We start from the raw sequence: 21,725 nt of genomic DNA, 5'->3' as shown, positions 1-21,725 counted from the left end.
TTTCTTTAATTTTTCATTCACCTTGTGTTTATTTGGTGTTAAGTTTGTACCTGTCGGGAGTGTCGGTTGAGTAGTCTGGCACGGCCCTCCTGAAGTTGTGATAATCACAATAAAAGATAAACCCAATACTATTTGATCACTTGGAATTCAAGTGAGTTCAATAAGGACTATGATAATGCAAAAGCTAAATTTGAAAGAATGCAAAAAGGTTTCTGGTGGTAATATTTACGAGCCAAACGATCCCAAAGCCGCAAAGAGCGAAACACCAACAGCAAAAAATGAAGCTAGCAAAAAAGATTAGCACTCACCTATGAAGAAAAACTTTTCATTAGGAGACTTACTCATTCCATACGCCATTGTGGCAGTAGGTCTCCTAGTTCTGTACGATATTAGGTTTCATTTCTATCTCATTTACCTGTTAATCGTTTTAACGGTCTTTATTTTGGGAGCTCGATTAAAAGACATCAATATATGCGCTTTATCTCTTCTTGCCATTGTACCGTTTACCCTAGAAACAGCGGTGTTTTCCTCCGGCCTCATCAGTTTAGAATCGTCTAAAGATCAGAGGTTACTTCAAAATACTCTCATTTTTGGAGCACACTTTTTAATCGACTTAATGATCGTATTCCCTCTTACATATCGTGTAGAATTGACGAAAAAGTTATTTCCTAAATTCAAAACCCGCTATACCTTTGCTGATGCAATAATGCCTTGGTTAGCAATATTTAGCGTATGTATGAGCTTTGCTGCACTAGTTGAAAATTACTTTAGAAATGCAAAGGGTGTGAACCTGACATTTTTCTTCTACAGCTTTGATGTTAGCGGTTACCTGATATACAGTGCAAACTGCCTAATTTTATTAATTTTAGCCGCAGTTACTTACAAAGAAGCGTATGATTATGCACTTCCAAGCCTGAGGAAAAAGAGATAATCAACTCAAAAGTAAGGGTTGACTAGCTCGATACTCTCACTTTCAAGTTGCTTGTTAAGACCATACTTTTGCTTTAAAGATTGTAACTCGCCAGACGCTTGAAGTTTGGCAAGTCCCTCTTTCAAGGCTGTTGCTAAAGCCTGTTTATCCTTATTCACAAAGAAATAAAATGCGGTTGAATAAGAAAGGTGGAAATCAGGCACTATCATCAAGTTTGCATTATTTTGCGCAATGAGTTCTGATTCTGCCTCGATTATTGAACGTGGAAAATAATCTGCTTTCTTATCCGCAATCAGATTAAACATGGTTTGATAATCAGAAATCGGTCTGACCTTAAGACCGTTGTAGCTTAGAATTTTGGTATCAGGCCAATCGTGCCCCTGAACTGCGGTAAAACGCTTTAATCCATTAAGTGACCGAACTGCTTTTATGGCGGGATAAATATCTTTATGAACAATCAGCACACGTTTACCAATAAGTTCATCATACAAGGGGACCTTAATAGGAATAGCAATTCGCTCACGGGCTGGGCTGGTCATCGACCAATGCAAATCAACCTTACCTCGGCTTAGTGCCATTAACGTGCGCTGTTGATGAGGGTGGATTTTGATGTGTTCAATTTGAGCTGAGTACTTAGCAGCCGCTAGCGCCTTTTCTAGTAATTCGTAAAGATAAAGATCGCGATCGTACAAGGTTCGCGCTTCTTTCGCGACATAGATTAACTCGGGGGTTTGCGCCGCTATACAAGCACTTTGAAACACCAGAGCAGAGATAATTACACTCAACTTTAACTTCATCGCACAACCCTCTTTTAGGGGAAACAATACTACAATCAAGAGTATTTTTACGGATTGCTATTACTATTGCGTAATTAAAAATATAGTCAACCTGCATTTTCCAATCGTACAGTCGATACCGTAGGCTTGCGACGGTTACATACAAATAAATAGCTATTACGATAGCGCTTTGCTTCTTTCTTAGCATCCGTTGCTAAAGCTGCAACTTGGTGCGAATTTATACAGTGTTGTAAATCTGGTCTCACTAAACCAATCGATAAAGTGAGTAAAGGTACAAATTGCTTTTGCCCTTCACGATTTGTTGCCCAGTAACCGCCAGCACTAACATGCTCGGGAGTAAAAAAGGCTTTTGATTTAAGCTCAAACTGAGTGATGATTTCATGACACAACACTTCTGCATCATTATTATCGAACACCACCATAAAGTCGTCGCCCCCGATATGCCCGACAAAGCTTGAGCTCTGTGCACATACATCAACTGTCACCTCAGCAAGTAGCTTAATCACGCTATCGCCACTGGCATACCCATATAAATCATTAAACTGCTTAAAATGATTAAGGTCGATATATGCAAGAGAAAAGTCATGATGTGAACGTAACCTTTGCTCTATTGCCTCATTTATCGCGACATTGCCCGGCAACATGGTTAATGGATTGGCATGTTGAGCATGACGAATTTTTTCTTCTGTAATATGCTTGAGTATGTCTCTCAAGGGCGCTAAGCCAAGATAACGACTATCTCTTGTAATAATGATATGACGTCGAATATCAAATTCATGGTCGGTTATTTGCTTACTCACCGTATCAAGCTCTTGCTTCTCATCCACCACTAACGGCTGTTTATCCATCAACTTAATCACTGATTTCTTATCGAAGAGTGCATGACCATATGGTGCCGCAAAGACCTCAGTCAGTTGATCTCTGTGTAGCAGCCCTACAGGCTCTCTAGCATCGTTAACCACTGCAAGGCTGGTTAGCTTACGATCTTGTTCAAACAACCTATGAGCATCGATACATTGCGTACATTCATGGATAGCATTAGCCTCTTTAGCAAGCCAACCGATTGCCATCGACTGCTCAAATTGATTGAAGGCCGTTTTAGATTCTGTGTGCAAAGATTTAAACAGTGCAAGTTCAGTGGGAGGCTTTCGAGTTGGCTTAGCAAGTAAGAAGCCCTGCGCAATCACTATACCGAGCTGCTCAATAAGCTTCAGCTCTTCAATTCGCTCAATTCCCTCAGCTATAACCTGAGTGCTAGTGGCTTTAGCAAGCTCGATAATGGACTTTAAAAACTCGCGTTTCACCACACTTTGGTCACAATGGTCGATAAAATATCTGTCGACTTTGACGTAATCAGGGCATAACTCCGACCACTTCTTGAGACCAGAGTAACCCGCTCCCAAATCATCAATCGCAATTTGAAATCCAAGTTCTCGATAATGGGTAATTGTAGTTAGTAGCAGATCCGCATCATCTACTTTGTCTTGCTCAGTCACTTCAATGACGACACGCTTGGGATCGAGCCCATACACTTCTGTAAGATGTCTGGTTTCGCCCTTTGGGTGGCTCGGATCAAGTAACGCTTTTGGACTAACGTTTAAAAATAACTTACCAGGAAGGTTGAGTGAGACAAACTGCTTAATAGCGGCTTCACGACAGATAATCTCGAGTTCTGACAAACGCTCCTGCTTACTCGCAATCGCAAAAAGCTTGTCTGGAGATTCCAACAATGAGCCAGACATGCCACGACTTAATGCTTCAAACCCTAAGATTTGCCGTTTCGCAAGATCGTAGATAGGCTGAAACAGAGTAAATACAGCTTTTTCTTTTATTATTGTATTAAGTACTAACGTGCGCGAAGGATCCACAGCATTAAACTCACTGTAAAAGTATAATCGCGCACGGTAGCAACAGTGTATGACAGATATATGTCAATCGGGTGAAATGTACCCAATTTGCAATTGAATGATTTTCAACCGCTTACTTCAGCGCTCGCTCTACCTGATCAAAGTGTGCAATCACTTCCACAATTTCCATCTCTGCACTTTTATAGTCTTCAGCGCCACTAAACCCTTTCATCGCAATCGCTTGAACCGTTGCTGGATGCACTAATAAATCTTTTGCATGGTAGCAAACTGGGTCATCAAACTTGGGTAATTTACCATCTGCGTGATAGCCCGTTTCGATTTCTTCAAGTGGTAAAGTAGGAATGATATCAGCGGCCTTATCCAAGGCATCTAGATAAGTCTGACACTGAGGATACTTGGCCACAAACTCATTAAGCAAAGTTCTAGAAAGAGTCACAAGATCGGCGGATTGTGCTTCAAGTGCTGCAGCATCTTTCTCGATACGAATATCCGCAAGTAAGGTCTCGGCTTGTGCTTTATATTGTGCCAAAGATGAGGTTGCTTCCGTGGGAGCGGACTCTGTGCGTTGTTCTAATTCAGGTTGCTTAGAACATGCGGTCATTAATGTTAATGCGCCAACCGCCATCACAAGTTTGTACATAAGTATCTCCTTTATTGATAACGATTATCATTATATACTACTGTCATTTTTTAGAAACAATAAAATGAAGTTTTACAAGCAACAAAAAAGCGGCCAAAAAGCCGCTTTCGATTATCACAATAATTTCTGTGATTAAGGCATAGCGTCTAGGTCTGCACCTTCTTTTTCAACTTCTACCGGGATCAAATCTTCTTTGCTAACGCCCATTGCTACTGCAACTGAACTCGCTACATAAACAGAAGAATAGGTACCGATAAATACACCGAACAGTAAGGCCGTCGCAAAACCATGAATGGTTTGACCACCCCAAACAAATAGCGCGATCAATACAAGGATTGTCGTGATTGAGGTCACTAATGTACGATTAAGCGTTTGTGTCAGTGAAATGTTGATGATCTCTAAGGTGTCATCAATACGTACTTTACGGAAATTTTCACGAATACGGTCAGACACAACGATAGTATCGTTGAGTGAATAACCTATTACCGCCAATATTGCCGCTAAAATCGTTAAGTCAAATTCCAGACCTAAGATTGAGAACAGACCCATTGTCAGTACAACATCGTGGAAGAGTGCAAATACAGCACCTACCGCAAAGCGCCATTCAAAACGAAAAGCAACGTAAATCAAGATACAGATAAGCGCGGTTAGCATCGCTAAGCCACCCTGCTCTTTGAGATCTTCACCAACACTTGGACCTACGAATTCAATGCGGCGCATCACCACACTTTCGTCCGCTTGTTTAAGTGCTGCAATAAGCTGGTTACCTAGTACCTCAGCTTTCACGTCGTCTCCACGAGGGGCGAGTCGTACTAATACCTCTTGGCTTGAACCAAAAAGTTGCACAGAGGCATCGGCAAAACCGCTTTCAGCTAATACACTACGTACCTTCGCTAAGTCCGCAGGCTGTGAAAACCCAACTTCAACTGCCGTACCACCGGTAAAATCCAAACCAAAGTTTAGTCCTTTCACCATAAACGAGCCGATTGAAGCCAAGATCAACAATGCCGAGAAAGCCATTGAAAGCTTTCTTGCCGACATAAAACGGATAGTGCCTTTTAAGTTTAATAATTGCATGTCCGTCTCCTAGATTGATAGCTTAGTGATACGTCTGCCACCGATGATGGCATTAATAACCGCACGCGTACCAACGATCGCTGTAAACATCGAGGTAATGATACCGATAGCTAAGGTTACCGCGAAGCCTGCAATTGGACCTGTACCAACAGAGAATAGGATCACCGCAGCAATTAAAGTGGTGATGTTGGCATCAAAAATCGTACTAAATGCACTATCGTAACCATGGTGAACGGCTTGCTGTGGACTGCGGCCTTCCGCTATTTCTTCACGAATACGCTCAAAGATAAGTACGTTGGCATCAACGGCCATACCGACGGTTAATACAATGCCTGCTATACCTGGCAACGTCAGCGTCGCACCTGGGATCATCGACATCACACCCACAATCATAATGAGGTTAGCCGCAAGTGCTAAGTTTGCTACCAGACCGAAGCCTTTGTAGTACAGCAACATAAAGGCAAGAACAAACGCAAAACCAAGGACAACCGCAGTCATACCAGCTTCGATATTTTCCTGACCAAGGCTTGGACCTACAGTACGTTCTTCAACGATTTGAATTGGTGCAACCAGTGCTCCTGCACGTAGTAGCAAGCTTAAGTTATGTGCTTCTGCTGGGCTATCAATACCAGTAATACGGAAAGAGCTATTTAAACGCGCTTGAATCGTTGCAACGTTAATCACTTCTTCCACTTTGATTGGTGGTAACGCTTTGCCGTTTTCATCTTTTTTGCCAGACGGTTTGTACTCGATGAAAACCGTCGCCATACGTTTGCCGATAGCACGTTTGGTAAAGGCATTCATTTTTGCCCCACCTTTGCTATCAAGCTTGATATTCACCTGAGGGCGCTGATATTCATCCATACCAGATTGCGCACCTGTGATATGCGTACCTTCAAGAATAACGCGCTTTTTCAGCACGACAGGATAGCCATCTTTATGTGGGATCACTTCTGTGCCAGGAGGAATGCGACCTTGTGCTGCTGCACGCACGTCGGCATTTTCGTCTACTTCACGGAACTCAAGTGTCGCCGTAGCACCGAGGATCTCTTTCGCGCGAGCCGTGTCCTGAACACCTGGAAGTTGAACAATTATGCGCTCACCACCTTGACGTTGAACATTTGGTTCAGCAACACCCAGTTGGTTAATACGGTTACGAATAATGGTTTCATTTTGCTTGATAGCGTATTCGCGCAACTCTTTATATTTAAGGTCGCTAAGGCTTGAGAAGAAAGCGAGGCTATCGCTACTATCATTGATAAAGTCGTTACCCGGGTAACGCTTTCTCAAGAAGCTCATTGCTGCGTCTTTATCTTCTTCCGAGCGCATCGTTACTTGTACACGTTCACTATTAGAAACACGACGAACCGCACGATAACGCAATTTCTCATCACGTAAATCGCTCTTGAAATCTTGCTCCATTTGCTCAAGTGCATTGTCCATCGCCGTGACCATATCCACTTCCATTGTGAAGTGAACACCACCACTTAAATCTAGACCGAGCTTCATTGGGTTTGCACCTAAGTCTTTTAACCACTCAGGTTGTGCCGGAGACATATTGATTGCTGAAATATAATCATCGCTTAAGCTATTACGCAGAATATCTTGTGCTTTAAGCTGATCTTCAACATTTTTGAAGCGAACAAGAATTTGACCGTCTTCTAACACAGAAGATTTTACGGCAAGGTTGTTCTTTTGCAGGGTTTCGTTAACTTGATCTAATACACTGAGCGTCGCATCAGCACCTTTTGTGCCAGATACTTGTATGGCCGGATCGCGACCATACAAGTTAGGTGTGGCATAAAGAATACCGATAGCCAACACAGCGAGAACAAGTAAGTACTTCCACATTGGAAACTTGTTTAACACTGGGCTATCCCTTTATTATTATTCTTATAGAGATTTCATTGTACCTTTAGGTAACACAGCTGAAACCGCTGACTTTTGCACTGTCACTTCAGTTTGGTCGTTTAGTGCGATTACAACAAAGTCTTTATCATCAGCAACCTTTGTGATTTTACCCACAAGTCCACCTTGAGTTAGTACTTCGTCACCCTTACCTAATGCACCCATTAGGTCTTTGTGTTCTTTAACACGCTTGGCTTGTGGACGGTAAATTAAAAAATAAAATACCAAACCAAAAATACCTAACATGATTAGCATTTCCATGCCACCACCAGCTGGTGCAGCCGCAGCAGTGCTAGCATGCGCGTTTGAGATAAAAAAGCTCATTTCACTTCCTCGTTTATAAATTAATTATTTTCTGTCAAACCAACGTCAGCCAACTCTGGCACCGCAATGCCACGGCGCGCATAAAAGTCTTCGACAAATTCATCAAATGTACCTTCAGATAAGGCGTTTCTCATTCCTTCCATCAAGCGTTGATAATAACGTAAGTTATGGATGGTATTGAGTCGAGCGCCTAGAATTTCATTACACTTATCTAGGTGATGTAAGTACGCTCGAGAGTAATTCTTACAAGTGTGGCAATCACACTCCGCATCTAGTGGACTAGTATCTGTTTTGTGTGCTGCATTGCGGATTTTCACCACGCCACCTGTCACAAACAAGTGACCATTACGAGCGTTACGTGTTGGCATCACACAGTCAAACATGTCAATACCACGACGCACCGCTTCAACCAGATCTTCTGGTTTACCAACGCCCATTAAGTAGCGTGGCTTGTTTTCTGGCATTTTATAGGCACATTGGTCAAGAATATTGATCATGTCTTCTTTTGGCTCACCAACTGATAAACCACCAAGTGCATAACCGTCAAAGCCGATTTCTTCTAAACCCTTTTGTGACTCGGCACGAAGCTCTGGGTACATACCACCCTGAATAATACCGAATAGTGCAGAAGGATTGTCTGCATGTGCATCTTTAGAGCGCTTAGCCCAACGTAAGCTTAGCTCCATCGAGTCTTTTGCTTCTTTTTCTGTCGCTGGATACGGCGTACATTCGTCAAAAATCATGACGATATCTGACCCTAAATCGCGCTGTACTTCCATCGCTTTTTCTGGAGACAACATGATCTTCTCACCATTAACTGGTGACTTGAACAACACACCTTCTTCCGAAATTTTACGCATCGCACCTAGACTAAATACTTGGAAACCGCCTGAATCGGTCAAAATCGGTTTATCCCAGTTCATAAAATCATGCAGATCGCCGTGCTGCTTAATGATCTCAGTGCCAGGTCTTAGCATCAAGTGGAAGGTATTTCCTAAACAGATATGTGCGCCCGTTTCTTTGAGCTCATCAGGGGTCATGCCTTTTACTGTGCCGTAAGTACCAACAGGCATAAATGCAGGCGTTTCTACCACACCACGGTCAAAAATCAAGCGACCTCGGCGAGCCTTACCCTGTTTGCTATCTAATTCAAATTTCATTGTTACCTCTTTGTCGGAAAAACAGTCCAACTTTGACTAAAAAACGTGCTAAGCCAATGCTTAGGGCAGTGATCTTTCGATTCTACCAAGATTACTAGCGCAATTCTAATATTGGGATAAAAAACACAAAGTCCATATCGAGCTTGCAACTTTACAGCCATAAAACGCAAAATGCCCAGCAACACTGGGCATTTTAATAGTTGTATGGCGTAAGTTACTTATCTTGCTTTTGTAAGAACATCGCATCACCGTAACTAAAGAAGCGGTATTTCTGTTCAATGGCGGTTTGGTAGGCCTTCATAATATGCTGTTGCCCTGCAAACGCACTCACTAACATGATTAACGTTGATTCTGGTAAGTGAAAGTTAGTCACCATTGCATCTACCACGTTAAAACGGTAGCCCGGGTAAATAAAAATATCGGTATCGCCGTAAAGTGGAGCAATTTCACCGCCGTTTGCTTTAGCCGCAGACTCAAGTGAGCGCACCGACGTAGTACCCACCGCGATGACGCGTCCTCCTCTGGCTTTTGCCGCTTTGATTGCCTCCACGACTTCTGCTGAGACCTCGATATATTCTGAGTGCATAACATGCTCTTCCACCGAATCGACTCTAACTGGCTGGAACGTACCTGCGCCCACGTGCAAAGTAACAAAGGCCATCTCAACACCTTTGTCTTTTAGCTTGGCCATCAATTCATCATCAAAGTGCAGTCCAGCGGTAGGTGCGGCGACTGCGCCAGGTTTCTCACCATACACAGTCTGATAACGCTCTTTATCTTCTTCATCATCCGGCCTGTCGATATAAGGAGGCAAAGGCATATGGCCAATTTTATCTAAAATAGCCAATACATTTTCTTCGCCCTCAAATCTCAACTCAAATAATTCACCATGGCGCTGAACCATTTCTGCGGTTGCTTGGCCTTCAAGCTCAATCTTAGTACCAGGTTTTGGCGACTTGCTCGCTCTTACGTGAGCAAGCACAGTACGCTCATCTACAACGCGCTCAACCAGTACTTCGAGTTTTCCACCACTGGCTTTTTGACCAAACATACGAGCAGGAATAACTTTAGTGTTATTAAAGATGATTAAGTCTTCTGGATTAATAAGTGCCAAAATATCTCTAAATACTTTGTGTTCTATTTCACCACTATTGCCATTTAAGGTAAGAAGACGACTGCTAGAGCGTTCCTTCATTGGGTGTCTGGCAATCAACTCATCAGGAAGATCAAAACTAAAGTCTGCTACGCGCATGGAAAGGCCTCATTTCTAAAAGTGCGCCAAGTCTAGTGCGGTGTTTTGGCGAAATCAAGTGCTTGTAACCTTGCGTAAATACCTTTAACCTAGCGAGTCTAAAACGGTAATCACCATGTAAAATTTTGTACGGTGTGCACCTTTGTTTAGTGCGTTCTTTATTCTTTACGTTTAAACAATAACTTATCGCTATCGGCTATGATTTCCGAGCAAAGTTCGCGTCACTGTTTGATTATTATCAATCAGCGGTTAAGTACGATTTGCTAACTTTAAGATAAGCCCAATGATTGTGTCGCAGTATCTGGTGAGGTTTTTTTATTGTGTCTAGACAACTAACGTTGCTCATTGTTAACGCCAGTGCTCACGAGCGTCAAACCTTGACTAAAACTCTTAGTGCATTAGATGTCTTTACTATCATTGCCAAGTCCGACTCTCAAGATGCCCTAAGCTTACTGAAGACCCAAGCTGTAGATTTAGTGATCACCGGCTTGGATGTTGGCAAAATTGACGGTTGGCGATTCTCTCGCATGATCCGCTCAGGTCTGCTGGCAACGCCCAAAAACACACCCATTGTGCTTATTCCACCGACTTATTGTGAACGAATAGCCGAAACCACCGCCCGTAGCTACAGTATTGATGCCGTGCTGCCATTTGAGCGTCAAGACATGTTGCCGCAAATTCTGGCCAATGTGTTGTCAACGCATTTAGATAAAAGCAGCCGCCTCAACTTGCTGTTGTTAGAGCCCAACCAACAACGTGCGCAAAAGATATGTGAGCACTTATCGCACAATTTCGTTTGCACACATGTAAGCTCGGCGGCCAGCGCTTTATCACTATTTCTACAAGATCACTACGCCATTGTTTTAATGGACACTACGTCTAACTTGTCAGGTTCCGCAGAAAACTTAGTCGAAAGTATTCTCAAACATCGTCCAAGCCAAGCCATTGTAACCATTATTGACAAACGCGATGCCGACCATGCCGAACAACTATTATTGTTAGGTGTTACCGACTTTGTTCGAGCGCCATACGATATGCCGTTTTTAAGCAAGGTATGCGACCATGCGGCGCGGCGAGAAGATTTTATGGTGAGCTATGCTGAGTTTGCGAATAAAGTTGAGCAACTCAGTCGCAGTGAAAGTCGCTATAAAGATTTATTTTCTGCACACCAACGGATCTTACTGCACCTCAGAACTGTGGTCGTCGAATTGGATTTGGAAGGCGCGATCCGCTTTATAAATCCAGCATGGGAATACCTATCTGGCTTTGGAATTAAGTCGAGCCTCAATACCCAACTCAGCAACTACATTGCCAAAGATGAACTGGCAACTTTCAACAAAGTCATTCGAGAAATTCAAAGTGGGGTAAGGCAACATGCGCAAGTCGAGCTGCAGCTCTGCCATAAAGCTGGACATCTTGTGTGGGTCGAGTGTCGCCTGCAACTTATCAAGAACACCTCAAGTTCAGTCGCAATAACTGCAACACTCGATAACATTCACGAGCGCAAGCAAGCTGAACTACAACTCAGACACTTAGCACTGCATGATACGCTTACCGGCTTACACAACCGCTACTATTTTGACCAGCAATTAAATCAGCTGTGCAATGAAGTAAAGTCTGCAGAAGAGATAGAACACGCGCTAATTTACATCGACTTAGATCACTTTAAGATCATCAATGACAGTAAAGGTCATCAGCAAGGAGATATCGTACTCAAAGAAGTATCTGAGTTGTTTGGCGACAAAATAGGTGAAGAGCACCTCACTTTCCGTATTGGTGGAGACGAATTTGCTGTACTGCTTAAGCACACCAATTTACTCGACGCTCATATGTGCGCTGAAAGCATCTGCATGGCTATCGAAGAACATAAATTTCACTTTGAAGACAATGCATACTCTCTCAGTTGTTCTATCGGATTAACGCAAATTACCAATGAAAATGCGGATCCCAGCGAGTGCTTAAAACAAGCAGACATAGCCCTTTATATTGCCAAAAATCTCGGCCGCAACTTGGTTCATTGTTATAACAAAGAAGATGAACAAAACCAGACACTGCAAACCGGTTTAGAATGGGGCCATAGTGTTAGGCAAGCGCTTCAGAACGACAGCATAGAACTCCACTATCAACCGATCTGGGATTTCAAAAAACAACAAATAGCCTATTACGAAGCACTGCTTAGATTAAAGATCAACGGTGAGACTATTTACCCAAATCAGTTTATTCCTGCATTAGAGCTACTTAATGATACATTTTTGATGGATCAATGCGTGATCAGAACAGCCATTAAAGCACTGGCGGAACACGAGATCCTGAGCCAAGTGGCGATTAACTTATCCGCTCATTCATTTTTAGATGAACGACTGCAGCCACACATTCAAGCCTGCTTAAAAGAGCATCAAGTTTCAGCTAATCGCGTTATTTTTGAGATCACTGAATCTGCCAGTATTAACAATCTTAACGCAACCCAGACGATGATCAAAAACCTGAACGATCTTGGCTGTCATTTCGCTATTGATGATTTCGGGACAGGCTTCAGCACTTTTAGCTACCTAAAACAGCTACCCGCACAGCATGTTAAGATAGATGGTTCCTTTGTTCGAGACATGCTCAACGACCCAATTGATCTAGCACTGGTAAAAGCTGTAAACGATATTAGTCACTCATTAGATAAGTGTTCAGTTGCCGAATATGTTGAAAACAAAGAAATATTTCAACAGCTTAAAGAAATAGGTGTGGACTATGGACAGGGTTACTTTATCTCCAGACCGCTCCCTATTGAGCAACTAGCGAGCAGTGCAAAAACTATTTTATCTCTAAAAACAGCGTAGTAACATTTTTATACTAAAGGTTACTTTTACTTCTTGCAAAGTCCACTATAATTAAAGAAACCAGTTTAAAATGTCACCAAATTTTAAGGTAACACCTTAATTTTATAGACATTCAAAGGATTGAGTTACATCTTGCTATGGACTTCAAGGGGTAAATTATGCTGTCATTATCACTGTTTTTATTACTTACAAACTTGCTCATCGCGTATCAATGTTACCGCTATGCCAACACTAAAGGATATCCGGTAAAATTGTTCACAGGGCTTGGTTTGCTACCCTACTTTAATATAGTGGTTTGGGTTTACTTACTCTTTTTACCAAATTTAACTACTGCAAAAAATATAGAGCAGGCTTAATACAAGCAAGTGTAGTTCCTTTACTAGCGTAAGTTCCTTTATAAATAAAACAGCACGTAATCATGCTGTTTTGTCCCAAGCTTAGGTTAACTAAAAACGATAGCTAGTTACTGTCTCGGCTAGCTCCTTAGCCGTTTTCTCACCTTTAACACATTGCTGCACCAAGGATTTTGGATAAACAAATACCTGTTTATTGTTTGGATTACTAAGCTCACTGTAAATAAAACTTACATGCTCATTTCTAGGTAAACTTCTTAAACCTGCACCATAGTCACATAAACTTCGGGCTAAGCTGGTTACTAGCATTTTTTCAAGCGCCTGCTGCTTTTCTGCTTTCTCTTTCGCTCGTTTGACTCGAGAAGCCTCAAGGCTCGCTTTCAGCTTATCTTTCAGGTCTTTTAATTCCGAATCCTTAAGTGAAAGCTTTTCTATGCGCTTTTCAACTTCTCTCAATGACTCCGTAAATTCTTTTACTTGATCATTACTTTCGTGCCTTTTCGCAAACTCCAGCTCCGCTTTTTGGCGTTCAAGCTCCCTCAATTGAATTCTATTCTCTCTTTCTTGCTCTACGGCTTCGCGGACCTTCTCGGCTCCTGCTCTCACCTTCTCAGCAGCATCCGAATAAGCTTGAGAAAAAGCTTCAGCTATTGGCTGTGAAATCTCGACCTCCGCAATGTCCATATCAAATTCCGGCAGTTCAAACTCCCCTATTGCAGCCACATCATCGAGATTGTCGATATGAGAGATCCACTCTAAACGGTGCCGACGTTTTAATGCCAGTTCAAACACAACTCCCTGATCTTTTAAATAATAGCCAGAAACACTACGAACTTGGTCTTGTGTGTCATGCTGTAATGCACTCATTAGTACCCGCTCAAAAATAGCAACCTCACGCTTTAGCGCTTCATCAACAACTTGGGCCTGAGCAAAGCTTGTAGCAATGGCTGCGACAGCGCCAAAACAAAGTGGAATTAACTTCATGGTTTACCTCGATACTGTGCTAAATTTTGTGTCGGTGTTTGCTCTACTTGCTCTGCCAATTCATTCAATTGCAGCCTAAGTAGGGCTTGATCTTGCGCTCTTTGTGCTTGGATCAGATCAACGAGATTATTCATTGCCAAACTGCGCTCTTTACGATTTTGTTCAACCACTTGTGTTGCTAACTTGGCAAGCGTAGCTTGATCTATTGGCTTAGTCTCATCAAGTTTTGCGAGCATGGCCTGCATAGCGCTTTGCTGCTGTGCCAGTTGTGTTTGTTGAACACTCAACTGTTGATGCAAGCCTAAATTCTGTAGCCAAAGCCCTGATACACCAAGCCCGACAACCAGCCAAGCTGCAACGGCAGCCACTGGCCAAGCGCGAGTTTGATGCTGCAAAGTGAGTTGTGAGGGAGGCGCTTGCTCTTCAAAGCTAGCAGCACGTTGTTGCCAAGTAGTGGCAGCACTCATCATTTCTCGATATTCACTATCTGCCTGAAGTTCAGCCAACTCTGCCTCAGAAAGCACTTTACCATCTAACCACTGCTCAAATAAGTGTGCTAATTTAGCCATGATTTTGCACCTCTAGTTGCCCTTTCATCTTACCTAACGCACTGTATAGCCTAGCCTTTACCGTATTACTTGATAACTCAAGCTGCAGCGCAATTTCATCAAAGGTGTAATGCTGGAAAAACTTTAGCTCCACGACAATGCGCTGCTCAAATGGTAGTTGTTTCAGCGCGATATATATCTCTTCATTACTTTGTTGTTGCGCTATTTTGCTGTCTGGTCCGTGTTGCGGCATCTCAGGTTCTTTACCTTCAATCGATTCAAACTTATGTTTTCGCATGTGATCCACAATCCTTGCATGGGTGATTTTAAATACCCAAGTCGAGAACTTGGCATCGCCATTAAAGGTATGCAGATTTCGATACATACTTAAAAATACATCTTGAGCAATATCTAGCGCGTCTTGCGGATTACCAACCAGCCTCAAACATTGGTTATACACACGGCTATGATGCTGGGCGCAAAGCTTTGACCATGCCCCTTGATTACCTTGCAGTGCTCTTTTTATTAATTGTTTTTCGCTATTAAAAAACACGCAGTTCACTCATCCAATATACTCACTAACTGTTAATCGTAGCGGGCGCAAAAAAAGTTGTTCAGACGGGAAAATTTTTTGAAAAAAAAGCACCGTTAAGGTGCTTCTTTCGTCATCACTACTGCGACTGACATTGGCCACTGATGTAGCCACCAACAAAGTCGCTAAACAGTCTAAAATCTCTGATCCGCCCCGTGGTACGACGCCAAATCAAGCCAATCTCACGATATGCATGATCTTGTGGTGGCATAGCCACTAAAGGTTTACCTTCCAAAATCCCCGCATTGATCGCCATTTGAGGTAAAAACGTTACGCCATTTTTATATTCCACCATACTTAATAAAGTATGTAGGTTTGCCGCCTCAAATGGATTAATGCACGCGCTACGGTTTAAGTGGCAAGCGCTAAGAGCATGTCCCGTCATACAGTGCTCTTTTTCGAGTAAAAATACACTTTGCTCAGGTAACAGGTTAAAGTCCTCTATCGGCTCCGGTACGCTGTACTCAGCGTGGCGAACCAAGCTAAAGTGATCTTTTGCAAGCACTTGAGTATGGAACTTATCGGTTCTATATGGCAGCGCCAACATGGCCATATCAATATGACCATGCTCTAACTTATCCAATAAGTTATCACTGGTATCTTCAACCAGTACCAAATTAAGCGCTGCAAACTCCTTTTTGCACGCCTGATAAAGTGGCGCAGCAATAAAACTCGCAATGGTGGGAATGATCCCTAACGTCAACTTGCCAGATAATGGGTTTTTATAGCTTTTAGTTAGTTCTTTAACGCTCATGGTGTCGTCGATAATTTTCCGCGCTCGTTCAACCACTTCCTCACCAATATCGGTAAACATTAGGCTGCGATTTTCGCGTTCAATTAGCTGACATCCTAATGTCTCTTCAAGGTTTTGTATCGCGCTACTTAGCGTCGATTGACCAATAAAGCATGCTTCCGCTGCACGACCAAAATGTTGGTGCTGATGCACCGCAAGAAGGTATTGTAGTTGTTTGATACTAGGTAAATTAGTCACAAGCTTTACTCTTAATTTTCAACAGCACAAATAAAAAGACCCCAACACCAAAGGTGTTGAGATCTTTTCAAGCTAAAAGTCTGTCTTTTTGAAAAGTGCGGTTTATTTTTATACGCCGAACACTAATCTCAAAATATAGAATATAACAATAGCAAGGGCAGCACCAACTGGCAATGTAATTACCCAAGAAACTACGATGTTACGAATAACACCCATGTTTAATGCCGCAATACCACGTGCCATACCCACACCCAATACCGCACCAACTAAGGTTTGAGTTGTAGAGATTGGTAGGCCTGTGCCTGATGCGATTACGACTGTTGAAGCAGCTGCAAGCTCTGCTGCGAAGCCACGGCTAGGAGTAAGATGCGTGATGCCTTCACCGATGGTCTTGATAACTTTCTTACCAAGAATCGCAAGACCCGCAACAATACCTAAACCACCTAGCGGTAAGATCCACCAAGCGAGTGCCGCTTTCTTAGCAATTTCACCGTCGTTTTCAACAATGTTTACCACTGCAGCTAATGGACCAATTGCGTTAGCAACGTCATTCGAACCATGCGCGAATGCCATACAACATGCTGTTAGTACCATAAGGATAGCGAATACTTTTTCAACATTGTTGAACTGCATTTGCTTGTCTGCATTAGGATCCATTTTCAGCTTAGAAATCGCAATCTTACCGATAATAGCAATGATAATAGCGATACCGATAGCAAGCGCAAAACCTTCGAATGTGCCAAGCTTGATACCAATATGCTTAAGACCTTTTTTGATCGTAACCAAAGACATAACAAAGCCCGCTAGACCCATGTAAATAGGCACAAAGCGTTTGGCATTTTCTAGTGGCTTATTGGTATCAAATATGAGCTTTTGGGCGCTCATAAAGATGAGATAAGCAATAAAACCAGAGATGGCAGGGGTGACAATCCAGCTCCCAACAATGCCAGCAACTTTGCCCCATTGGATTGCTTCGCTGCCCACAGCTACTAGCGCAAAACCAATGATTGCACCTATGATTGAGTGCGTCGTAGATACCGGCCAACCTAGCATTGAAGCCATTAATAACCATGCGCCTGCAGCAAAAAGCGCGGAGATCATTCCTAATATCATCAGTTCAGGAATATCAATGAAAGGGGTTGAATCTATAATCCCTTTTCGGATCGTTGATGTTACCTCACCACCAGCAAGATAAGCACCAGCGAATTCGAAGATCATAGCAATGATAATTGCTTGTTTGATGGTAAGTGCTTTTGAACCTACCGAAGTACCCATAGCATTCGCAACATCGTTTGCGCCAATACCATAAGCCATAAAGAAACCAACTGCTGCGGCAATTAAAACCAATACTGTGCCGTAGGATGCAATGATATCCATAAGAAACCTTACTTTATTTTAAAAGATCGATTTTTATTAACGAGCTAACATCAGCTCAAGACGTGAACCAACGCGCTCTGCGATATCTGCAAGCCCACCGACCCATTCGATGATCTTGTATAAGAACATCGCATCAATAGGGTTAAGCTCGCCTTCAACAGCGCGTAACTCTCGACGAATTTTAATTTGCATATCGTCGGTATCTTGCTCGATGGCATCAAGCTCAACTAGCATTTTTTCAACTAAAGTGACTTCACGGCCTCTAAAGCCTGTCTCAAGCAGTTCATCAAACTCATTAATCGCTTCTGATGCTTGTTTAGTTGCGTCCACACAACGAGTGACGTAAGCAAGAAAATCTTTTTGAATGGATTCAGGGATGACCATTTCACGACCGATAACGCGACCTGCGATATCTTTCGCTTTGTTGGCTATCTTATCTTGGTGGGTGATAAGTTCCAGTAAGTCAGTCCGTTCTACTGGCATGAATAAACCACGAGGCAAATGTAAGCGCACTTCACGCTTTAGTTCATCTGCTTCACGCTCTAGGTTGCGGATTTCAATGCGAATTGCATCCGCTTCTGTCCACTCCCCTTTGAAGACATGGTTAAAAAATGGGATCAAAGCCGCACTGGCTTGATGGACTATTTTTATATGCTCTTCAATTGGCTTAATAGGAGATTTAGCAAATACTCCTAAAAACGCGTTACTAGGCATAACTGACCCTTAAATCATATTTGTATGCATGTGCAAAGTGTAATTTTACAGCATTGAGCGCTGTTGTGAACGGTTTTATTGCAAGTTTAGATGAACTTGCTATGAAATTGCGCGCCGAAAGCGCGCAACTAATTGATAAGCATCACAAGGTTTTTGCGATATCTTCTTGAGATGTATGACGAATATCTTTGCCATTTACGAAATAAATCACATATTCCGCAATATTTTGACAACGATCGCCAATACGCTCTAAGGAGCGCACAGACCAAATTAAATCCATAATTTTTGGAATAGAACGCGGGTCTTCCATCATATAGGTCATAATTTGACGCGTTACAGCTTCGTATTCACGGTCCACTTTGGCATCCGCTTTGTGCACTTCAAAGGCCTTTTGCGCGTCCATCCGGGCAAACGCATCGAGCACATCATGCAGCATTTGTGATACTTGTCGACCCATATTGTCAATATTCACCAATAGATCTTGCTGATCTTTGGTAAACGAATCCAAGGCAACTTTGGCAATACGCTCCGCTTCGTCTCCGATACGTTCAAGATCTGCAATCGTTTTAGCGATGGCAACAACCAAACGCAAGTCACTGGCTGCAGGCTGTCTTTTGGCGATGATACGTGTACATTCTTCGTCAATATTCACTTCCATCGCATTGACTTTGTAGTCGTTCTGACTGACCTTTTTCGCTTTTTCAGCATCATTGTGATTAACCGCATCAAGCGCAGTGTTTAATTGCTGCTCTACCAGTCCACCCATACTGAGTACGTGATTTCTCACGTTTTCTAGCTCTTCATTAAAGCGGCCAGAAATGTGCTTATTAATATTGTGTTCCATTATATTCTCCTCGCAAGCTCGCCTTAACCGTAACGACCTGTAATATAGTCTTCTGTTTTCTTCTTAGACGGCGTGGTGAATAAGGTATTGGTATCTGCATACTCAATTAACTCACCCATATACATAAACGCAGTTTGATCAGATACACGCGCAGCTTGTTGCATGTTATGTGTAACGATAACTACAGTATACTTGTTTTTCAGGTCGTTAATGAGTTCTTCGATAACCAATGTTGAAATCGGATCGAGTGCTGATGTTGGTTCATCAAGTAACAACACTTCTGGTTCAATCGCGATAGAGCGAGCAATCACCAAACGCTGCTGCTGACCACCAGATAAACCAAATGCACTGTCGTGAAGTCGGTCTTTTACTTCATCCCAAAGTGCGGCGCCACGGAGTGACTTTTCAACCACTTCGTCTAACTTGCGCTTATCTTTGATACCTTGCAGGCGCAGACCATAAACCACATTCTCATAAATAGACTTAGGGAAAGGGTTTGGTCTTTGGAATACCATACCTACGTTACGGCGCAGTGCCGCAACATCTACGCTCTTGTCATAAATGTTCTGTCCTTGAAGGTTGATTTCTCCTTCAATACGACAGCTATCAACCAAGTCGTTCATGCGGTTAATACAGCGCAGTAATGTTGACTTACCACAACCTGATGGGCCGATAAACGCGGTTACCTGCCCTTTTGGGATCAACATATTGACGTTGCTAAGGGCTTGTTTATCACCATAGTAAAGATCTAGGTTTTTGATCTCTAGTGCGGTGAGTTCTGGACTTAAGTTTGCTAAATCAAGCTTGTTATTGCCGTTTGCTTGATTGACTTCTGGCGCTACTGTAATCATGTTTTTACCTATTAAAAATCTTTACTATTAATGCTCTAACGATCTGAATTTTTCGCGTAAGTGGTTACGAATACCAATTGCTGTGATATTCAGTGCAATAATCACTGTAACCAGTAGGAACGCGGTTGCATAAACCAAAGGTCTAGCAGCTTCAACATTCGGGCTTTGGAAGCCAACATCATAAATATGGAATCCTAAGTGCATAAACTTACGATCCAAGTGAATATAGGGGAAGTTTCCGTCTAGCGGTAGGGTTGGTGCCATTTTTACTACACCCACCAGCATCAGAGGGGCCACCTCGCCCGCGGCACGCGCAACAGCAAGAATAAGACCCGTCATAATTGCAGGGCTTGCCATTGGAACAATGATCCGCCATAAGGTTTCTGCTTGAGTCGCACCAAGCGCAAGTGAACCATGACGCACTGAGCTTGGGATCCGAGACAGACCTTCTTCCGTGGATACAATAACCACAGGCAAAGTAAGGATAGCAAGTGTAAGTGCAGACCAAATCACACCCGGTGTACCAAAAACAGGACTTGGCGCAGCCTCAGGGTAGAAAAGTTCGTCAATTGACCCACCTAGCATATAAACGAAGAATCCTAAGCCAAACACCCCATATACAATGGATGGAACACCTGCAAGGTTAATCACCGCGATGCGGATCATCTTGGTCACGGCATTCTTTGCTGCATACTCATGAAGATAAATTGCCGCAATAACGCCGAATGGTGTCACGATCACCGCCATCAGCATAACCATAAATACCGTACCAAAGATTGCAGGGAATACCCCACCTTCGGTGTTTGCTTCACGCGGGTCATCACTCACAAACTTGCTGATTTGCACCAGGTAGTGACCCACCTTGGCAAAAAAGCCCATATCATTTGGAAACCAAACGTCCAACACTTGATACAGAGGTAAAGTCACTTCTTCACCACGCATATCACGGACCACAACTTGGTCACGCTTGGCCTGTTTTCTTAGCTCAAATAAACGTTTTTCGAAGACTTTGTAATCTTCGCGTAACTCAGCACGGCGTGCATTTAACTCTGCTAACTTTTCCTCTGTCAGGTCATTATCAAGCTGATACGACTTTTCTTTTAAACGTAGACGTTCAAGCTCATAGTTAATGTGCCCGATTTCGCTATTTTGTAGATCAAGCGCTTCGTCATTAAGGTCAACGGCGCGTTCAACAAGCTCATGTAGCCTTTCAATCGGCTGCTCTGTGACTACTTTACCGTCTTCTAAAACGCGGGCAACATAGCCATAGAAATTACCATTTTTACTACGCTCAAATACCGCTAATTCCGCTGGCATAGACTGGCTTTTGATATCAGTTGATAATACCCAACGGAAATCAAGTTCTACATATTCACGGTTACCCGTTTTAATGAGTAAACGCTCGATTTGCTCGCTGTTGTAGCCTGAAAGGTCGAATCCAGCCGCTTCAAGGCGAGACTTTGGTACCATCTCACGATCGTATATTTCACCAATAACAATCTGCTTAGCAACAGAACCGTCGAGATGCATTTCTACAACTTCTGATGGCCAAAAGAAGCTCAGTCCTTTCCATGCGATCATCGCAAGTAGTCCAATTACTGAAATCAAACTAATACTGACCGCGCCACCTGTCATCCAGATCCACGGAGAACCTGACTTAAACCACTGTTTTACCATGTCATGTCA

At 42.8% G+C, this 21,725-nt stretch carries 21 protein-coding genes; 4 read left to right on the top strand and 17 right to left on the bottom strand.

Annotated elements, in window-relative coordinates:
• Positions 1–175 precede the first annotated feature (175 nt).
• Both NO992_RS12275 and NO992_RS12270 read left to right on the top strand, forming a co-directional pair.
• Positions 176–301, top strand: a complete 126-nt coding sequence (locus NO992_RS12275; RefSeq protein ID WP_019647436.1) for a hypothetical protein — start codon at positions 176–178, stop codon at positions 299–301.
• A gap of 9 nt (positions 302–310) precedes the next feature.
• Positions 311–931, top strand: coding sequence for a hypothetical protein (locus NO992_RS12270; protein ID WP_236596530.1), 621 nt, complete (start codon positions 311–313; stop codon positions 929–931).
• 5 nt (positions 932–936) lie between these two features.
• Here the strand turns inward: NO992_RS12270 and NO992_RS12265 are convergent, their stop codons facing one another.
• From NO992_RS12265 to queA, 8 genes are all read right to left on the bottom strand, one after another.
• On the bottom strand, positions 937–1,728 hold the full coding sequence (locus NO992_RS12265) for an ABC transporter substrate-binding protein (RefSeq protein WP_010374156.1): 792 nt from the start codon (positions 1,726–1,728) through the stop codon (positions 937–939).
• Positions 1,729–1,814: 86 nt separating this feature from the next.
• Positions 1,815–3,596 (bottom strand): bifunctional diguanylate cyclase/phosphodiesterase, encoded by a 1,782-nt coding sequence (locus NO992_RS12260; protein WP_371377502.1) that lies wholly within the window; start codon positions 3,594–3,596, stop codon positions 1,815–1,817.
• A 112-nt stretch (positions 3,597–3,708) separates the two neighbouring features.
• On the bottom strand, positions 3,709–4,236 hold the full coding sequence (locus NO992_RS12255) for a hypothetical protein (RefSeq protein WP_010374160.1): 528 nt from the start codon (positions 4,234–4,236) through the stop codon (positions 3,709–3,711).
• Between the two features lie 132 nt (positions 4,237–4,368).
• Complete coding sequence (gene secF, locus NO992_RS12250; protein ID WP_010374162.1) at positions 4,369–5,313, bottom strand: protein translocase subunit SecF; 945 nt, start codon at positions 5,311–5,313, stop codon at positions 4,369–4,371.
• Between the two features lie 9 nt (positions 5,314–5,322).
• Positions 5,323–7,182 (bottom strand): protein translocase subunit SecD, encoded by a 1,860-nt coding sequence (gene secD / locus NO992_RS12245; protein WP_010374164.1) that lies wholly within the window; start codon positions 7,180–7,182, stop codon positions 5,323–5,325.
• Between the two features lie 24 nt (positions 7,183–7,206).
• The gene (yajC, locus tag NO992_RS12240; RefSeq protein ID WP_010374166.1) at positions 7,207–7,545 is read right to left on the bottom strand and encodes a preprotein translocase subunit YajC; all 339 of its coding nucleotides are present in this window, start codon (positions 7,543–7,545) and stop codon (positions 7,207–7,209) included.
• A gap of 20 nt (positions 7,546–7,565) precedes the next feature.
• Positions 7,566–8,705, bottom strand: a complete 1,140-nt coding sequence (gene tgt / locus NO992_RS12235; RefSeq protein WP_010374167.1) for a tRNA guanosine(34) transglycosylase Tgt — start codon at positions 8,703–8,705, stop codon at positions 7,566–7,568.
• 214 nt (positions 8,706–8,919) lie between these two features.
• Positions 8,920–9,957: a tRNA preQ1(34) S-adenosylmethionine ribosyltransferase-isomerase QueA gene (queA, locus tag NO992_RS12230; protein WP_010607167.1), complete on the bottom strand. Its 1,038-nt coding sequence runs from the start codon at positions 9,955–9,957 to the stop codon at positions 8,920–8,922.
• Between the two features lie 320 nt (positions 9,958–10,277).
• On the opposite strand from queA, the gene NO992_RS12225 reads away from it, so the two are divergent.
• The gene (locus NO992_RS12225) at positions 10,278–12,785 is read left to right on the top strand and encodes an EAL domain-containing protein (protein WP_010374172.1); all 2,508 of its coding nucleotides are present in this window, start codon (positions 10,278–10,280) and stop codon (positions 12,783–12,785) included.
• A gap of 158 nt (positions 12,786–12,943) precedes the next feature.
• Positions 12,944–13,141 carry a hypothetical protein gene (locus NO992_RS12220; protein WP_371377495.1) on the top strand — a complete coding sequence of 66 codons (198 nt, stop codon included), beginning with the start codon at positions 12,944–12,946 and terminating at the stop codon, positions 13,139–13,141.
• A gap of 90 nt (positions 13,142–13,231) precedes the next feature.
• Here NO992_RS12220 and NO992_RS12215 read toward each other — a convergent pair whose 3' ends face one another.
• The 9 genes from NO992_RS12215 to pstA all read right to left on the bottom strand — a co-directional run bounded on the left by NO992_RS12215 (position 13,232) and on the right by pstA (position 21,716).
• Entirely contained in the window at positions 13,232–14,122 is an 891-nt protein-coding gene (locus NO992_RS12215; RefSeq protein ID WP_371377492.1) for a hypothetical protein, read from the bottom strand.
• Complete coding sequence (locus NO992_RS12210; RefSeq protein WP_010374179.1) at positions 14,119–14,691, bottom strand: hypothetical protein; 573 nt, start codon at positions 14,689–14,691, stop codon at positions 14,119–14,121. Before NO992_RS12210 ends, NO992_RS12215 begins: the two co-directional genes overlap by 4 nt.
• Positions 14,684–15,223, bottom strand: coding sequence for an RNA polymerase sigma factor (locus NO992_RS12205; protein WP_010374182.1), 540 nt, complete (start codon positions 15,221–15,223; stop codon positions 14,684–14,686). The genes NO992_RS12210 and NO992_RS12205 overlap by 8 nt, the downstream gene beginning before the upstream one ends.
• A 118-nt stretch (positions 15,224–15,341) precedes the next feature.
• Entirely contained in the window at positions 15,342–16,253 is a 912-nt protein-coding gene (locus tag NO992_RS12200) for a hydrogen peroxide-inducible genes activator (RefSeq protein ID WP_010374185.1), read from the bottom strand.
• A 108-nt stretch (positions 16,254–16,361) separates the two neighbouring features.
• Positions 16,362–17,630, bottom strand: a complete 1,269-nt coding sequence (locus NO992_RS12195; RefSeq protein WP_010607160.1) for an inorganic phosphate transporter — start codon at positions 17,628–17,630, stop codon at positions 16,362–16,364.
• A 36-nt stretch (positions 17,631–17,666) separates the two neighbouring features.
• A complete protein-coding gene (locus NO992_RS12190; RefSeq protein WP_138580352.1) occupies positions 17,667–18,344 on the bottom strand; it encodes a TIGR00153 family protein in 678 nt (225 codons plus the stop codon).
• A gap of 142 nt (positions 18,345–18,486) precedes the next feature.
• Positions 18,487–19,188, bottom strand: coding sequence for a phosphate signaling complex protein PhoU (phoU, locus tag NO992_RS12185; protein ID WP_010607158.1), 702 nt, complete (start codon positions 19,186–19,188; stop codon positions 18,487–18,489).
• A gap of 23 nt (positions 19,189–19,211) precedes the next feature.
• The gene (gene pstB, locus NO992_RS12180; RefSeq protein WP_010607157.1) at positions 19,212–20,039 is read right to left on the bottom strand and encodes a phosphate ABC transporter ATP-binding protein PstB; all 828 of its coding nucleotides are present in this window, start codon (positions 20,037–20,039) and stop codon (positions 19,212–19,214) included.
• A 27-nt stretch (positions 20,040–20,066) separates the two neighbouring features.
• Complete coding sequence (gene pstA / locus NO992_RS12175; protein ID WP_371377486.1) at positions 20,067–21,716, bottom strand: phosphate ABC transporter permease PstA; 1,650 nt, start codon at positions 21,714–21,716, stop codon at positions 20,067–20,069.
• Positions 21,717–21,725: the final 9 nt, after the last annotated feature.

Source organism: Pseudoalteromonas sp. DY56-GL79, assembly GCF_041414765.1.
Lineage (GTDB): Bacteria > Pseudomonadota > Gammaproteobacteria > Enterobacterales > Alteromonadaceae > Pseudoalteromonas > Pseudoalteromonas piscicida.
This window is presented reverse-complemented; position numbering and strand designations above follow the sequence as displayed.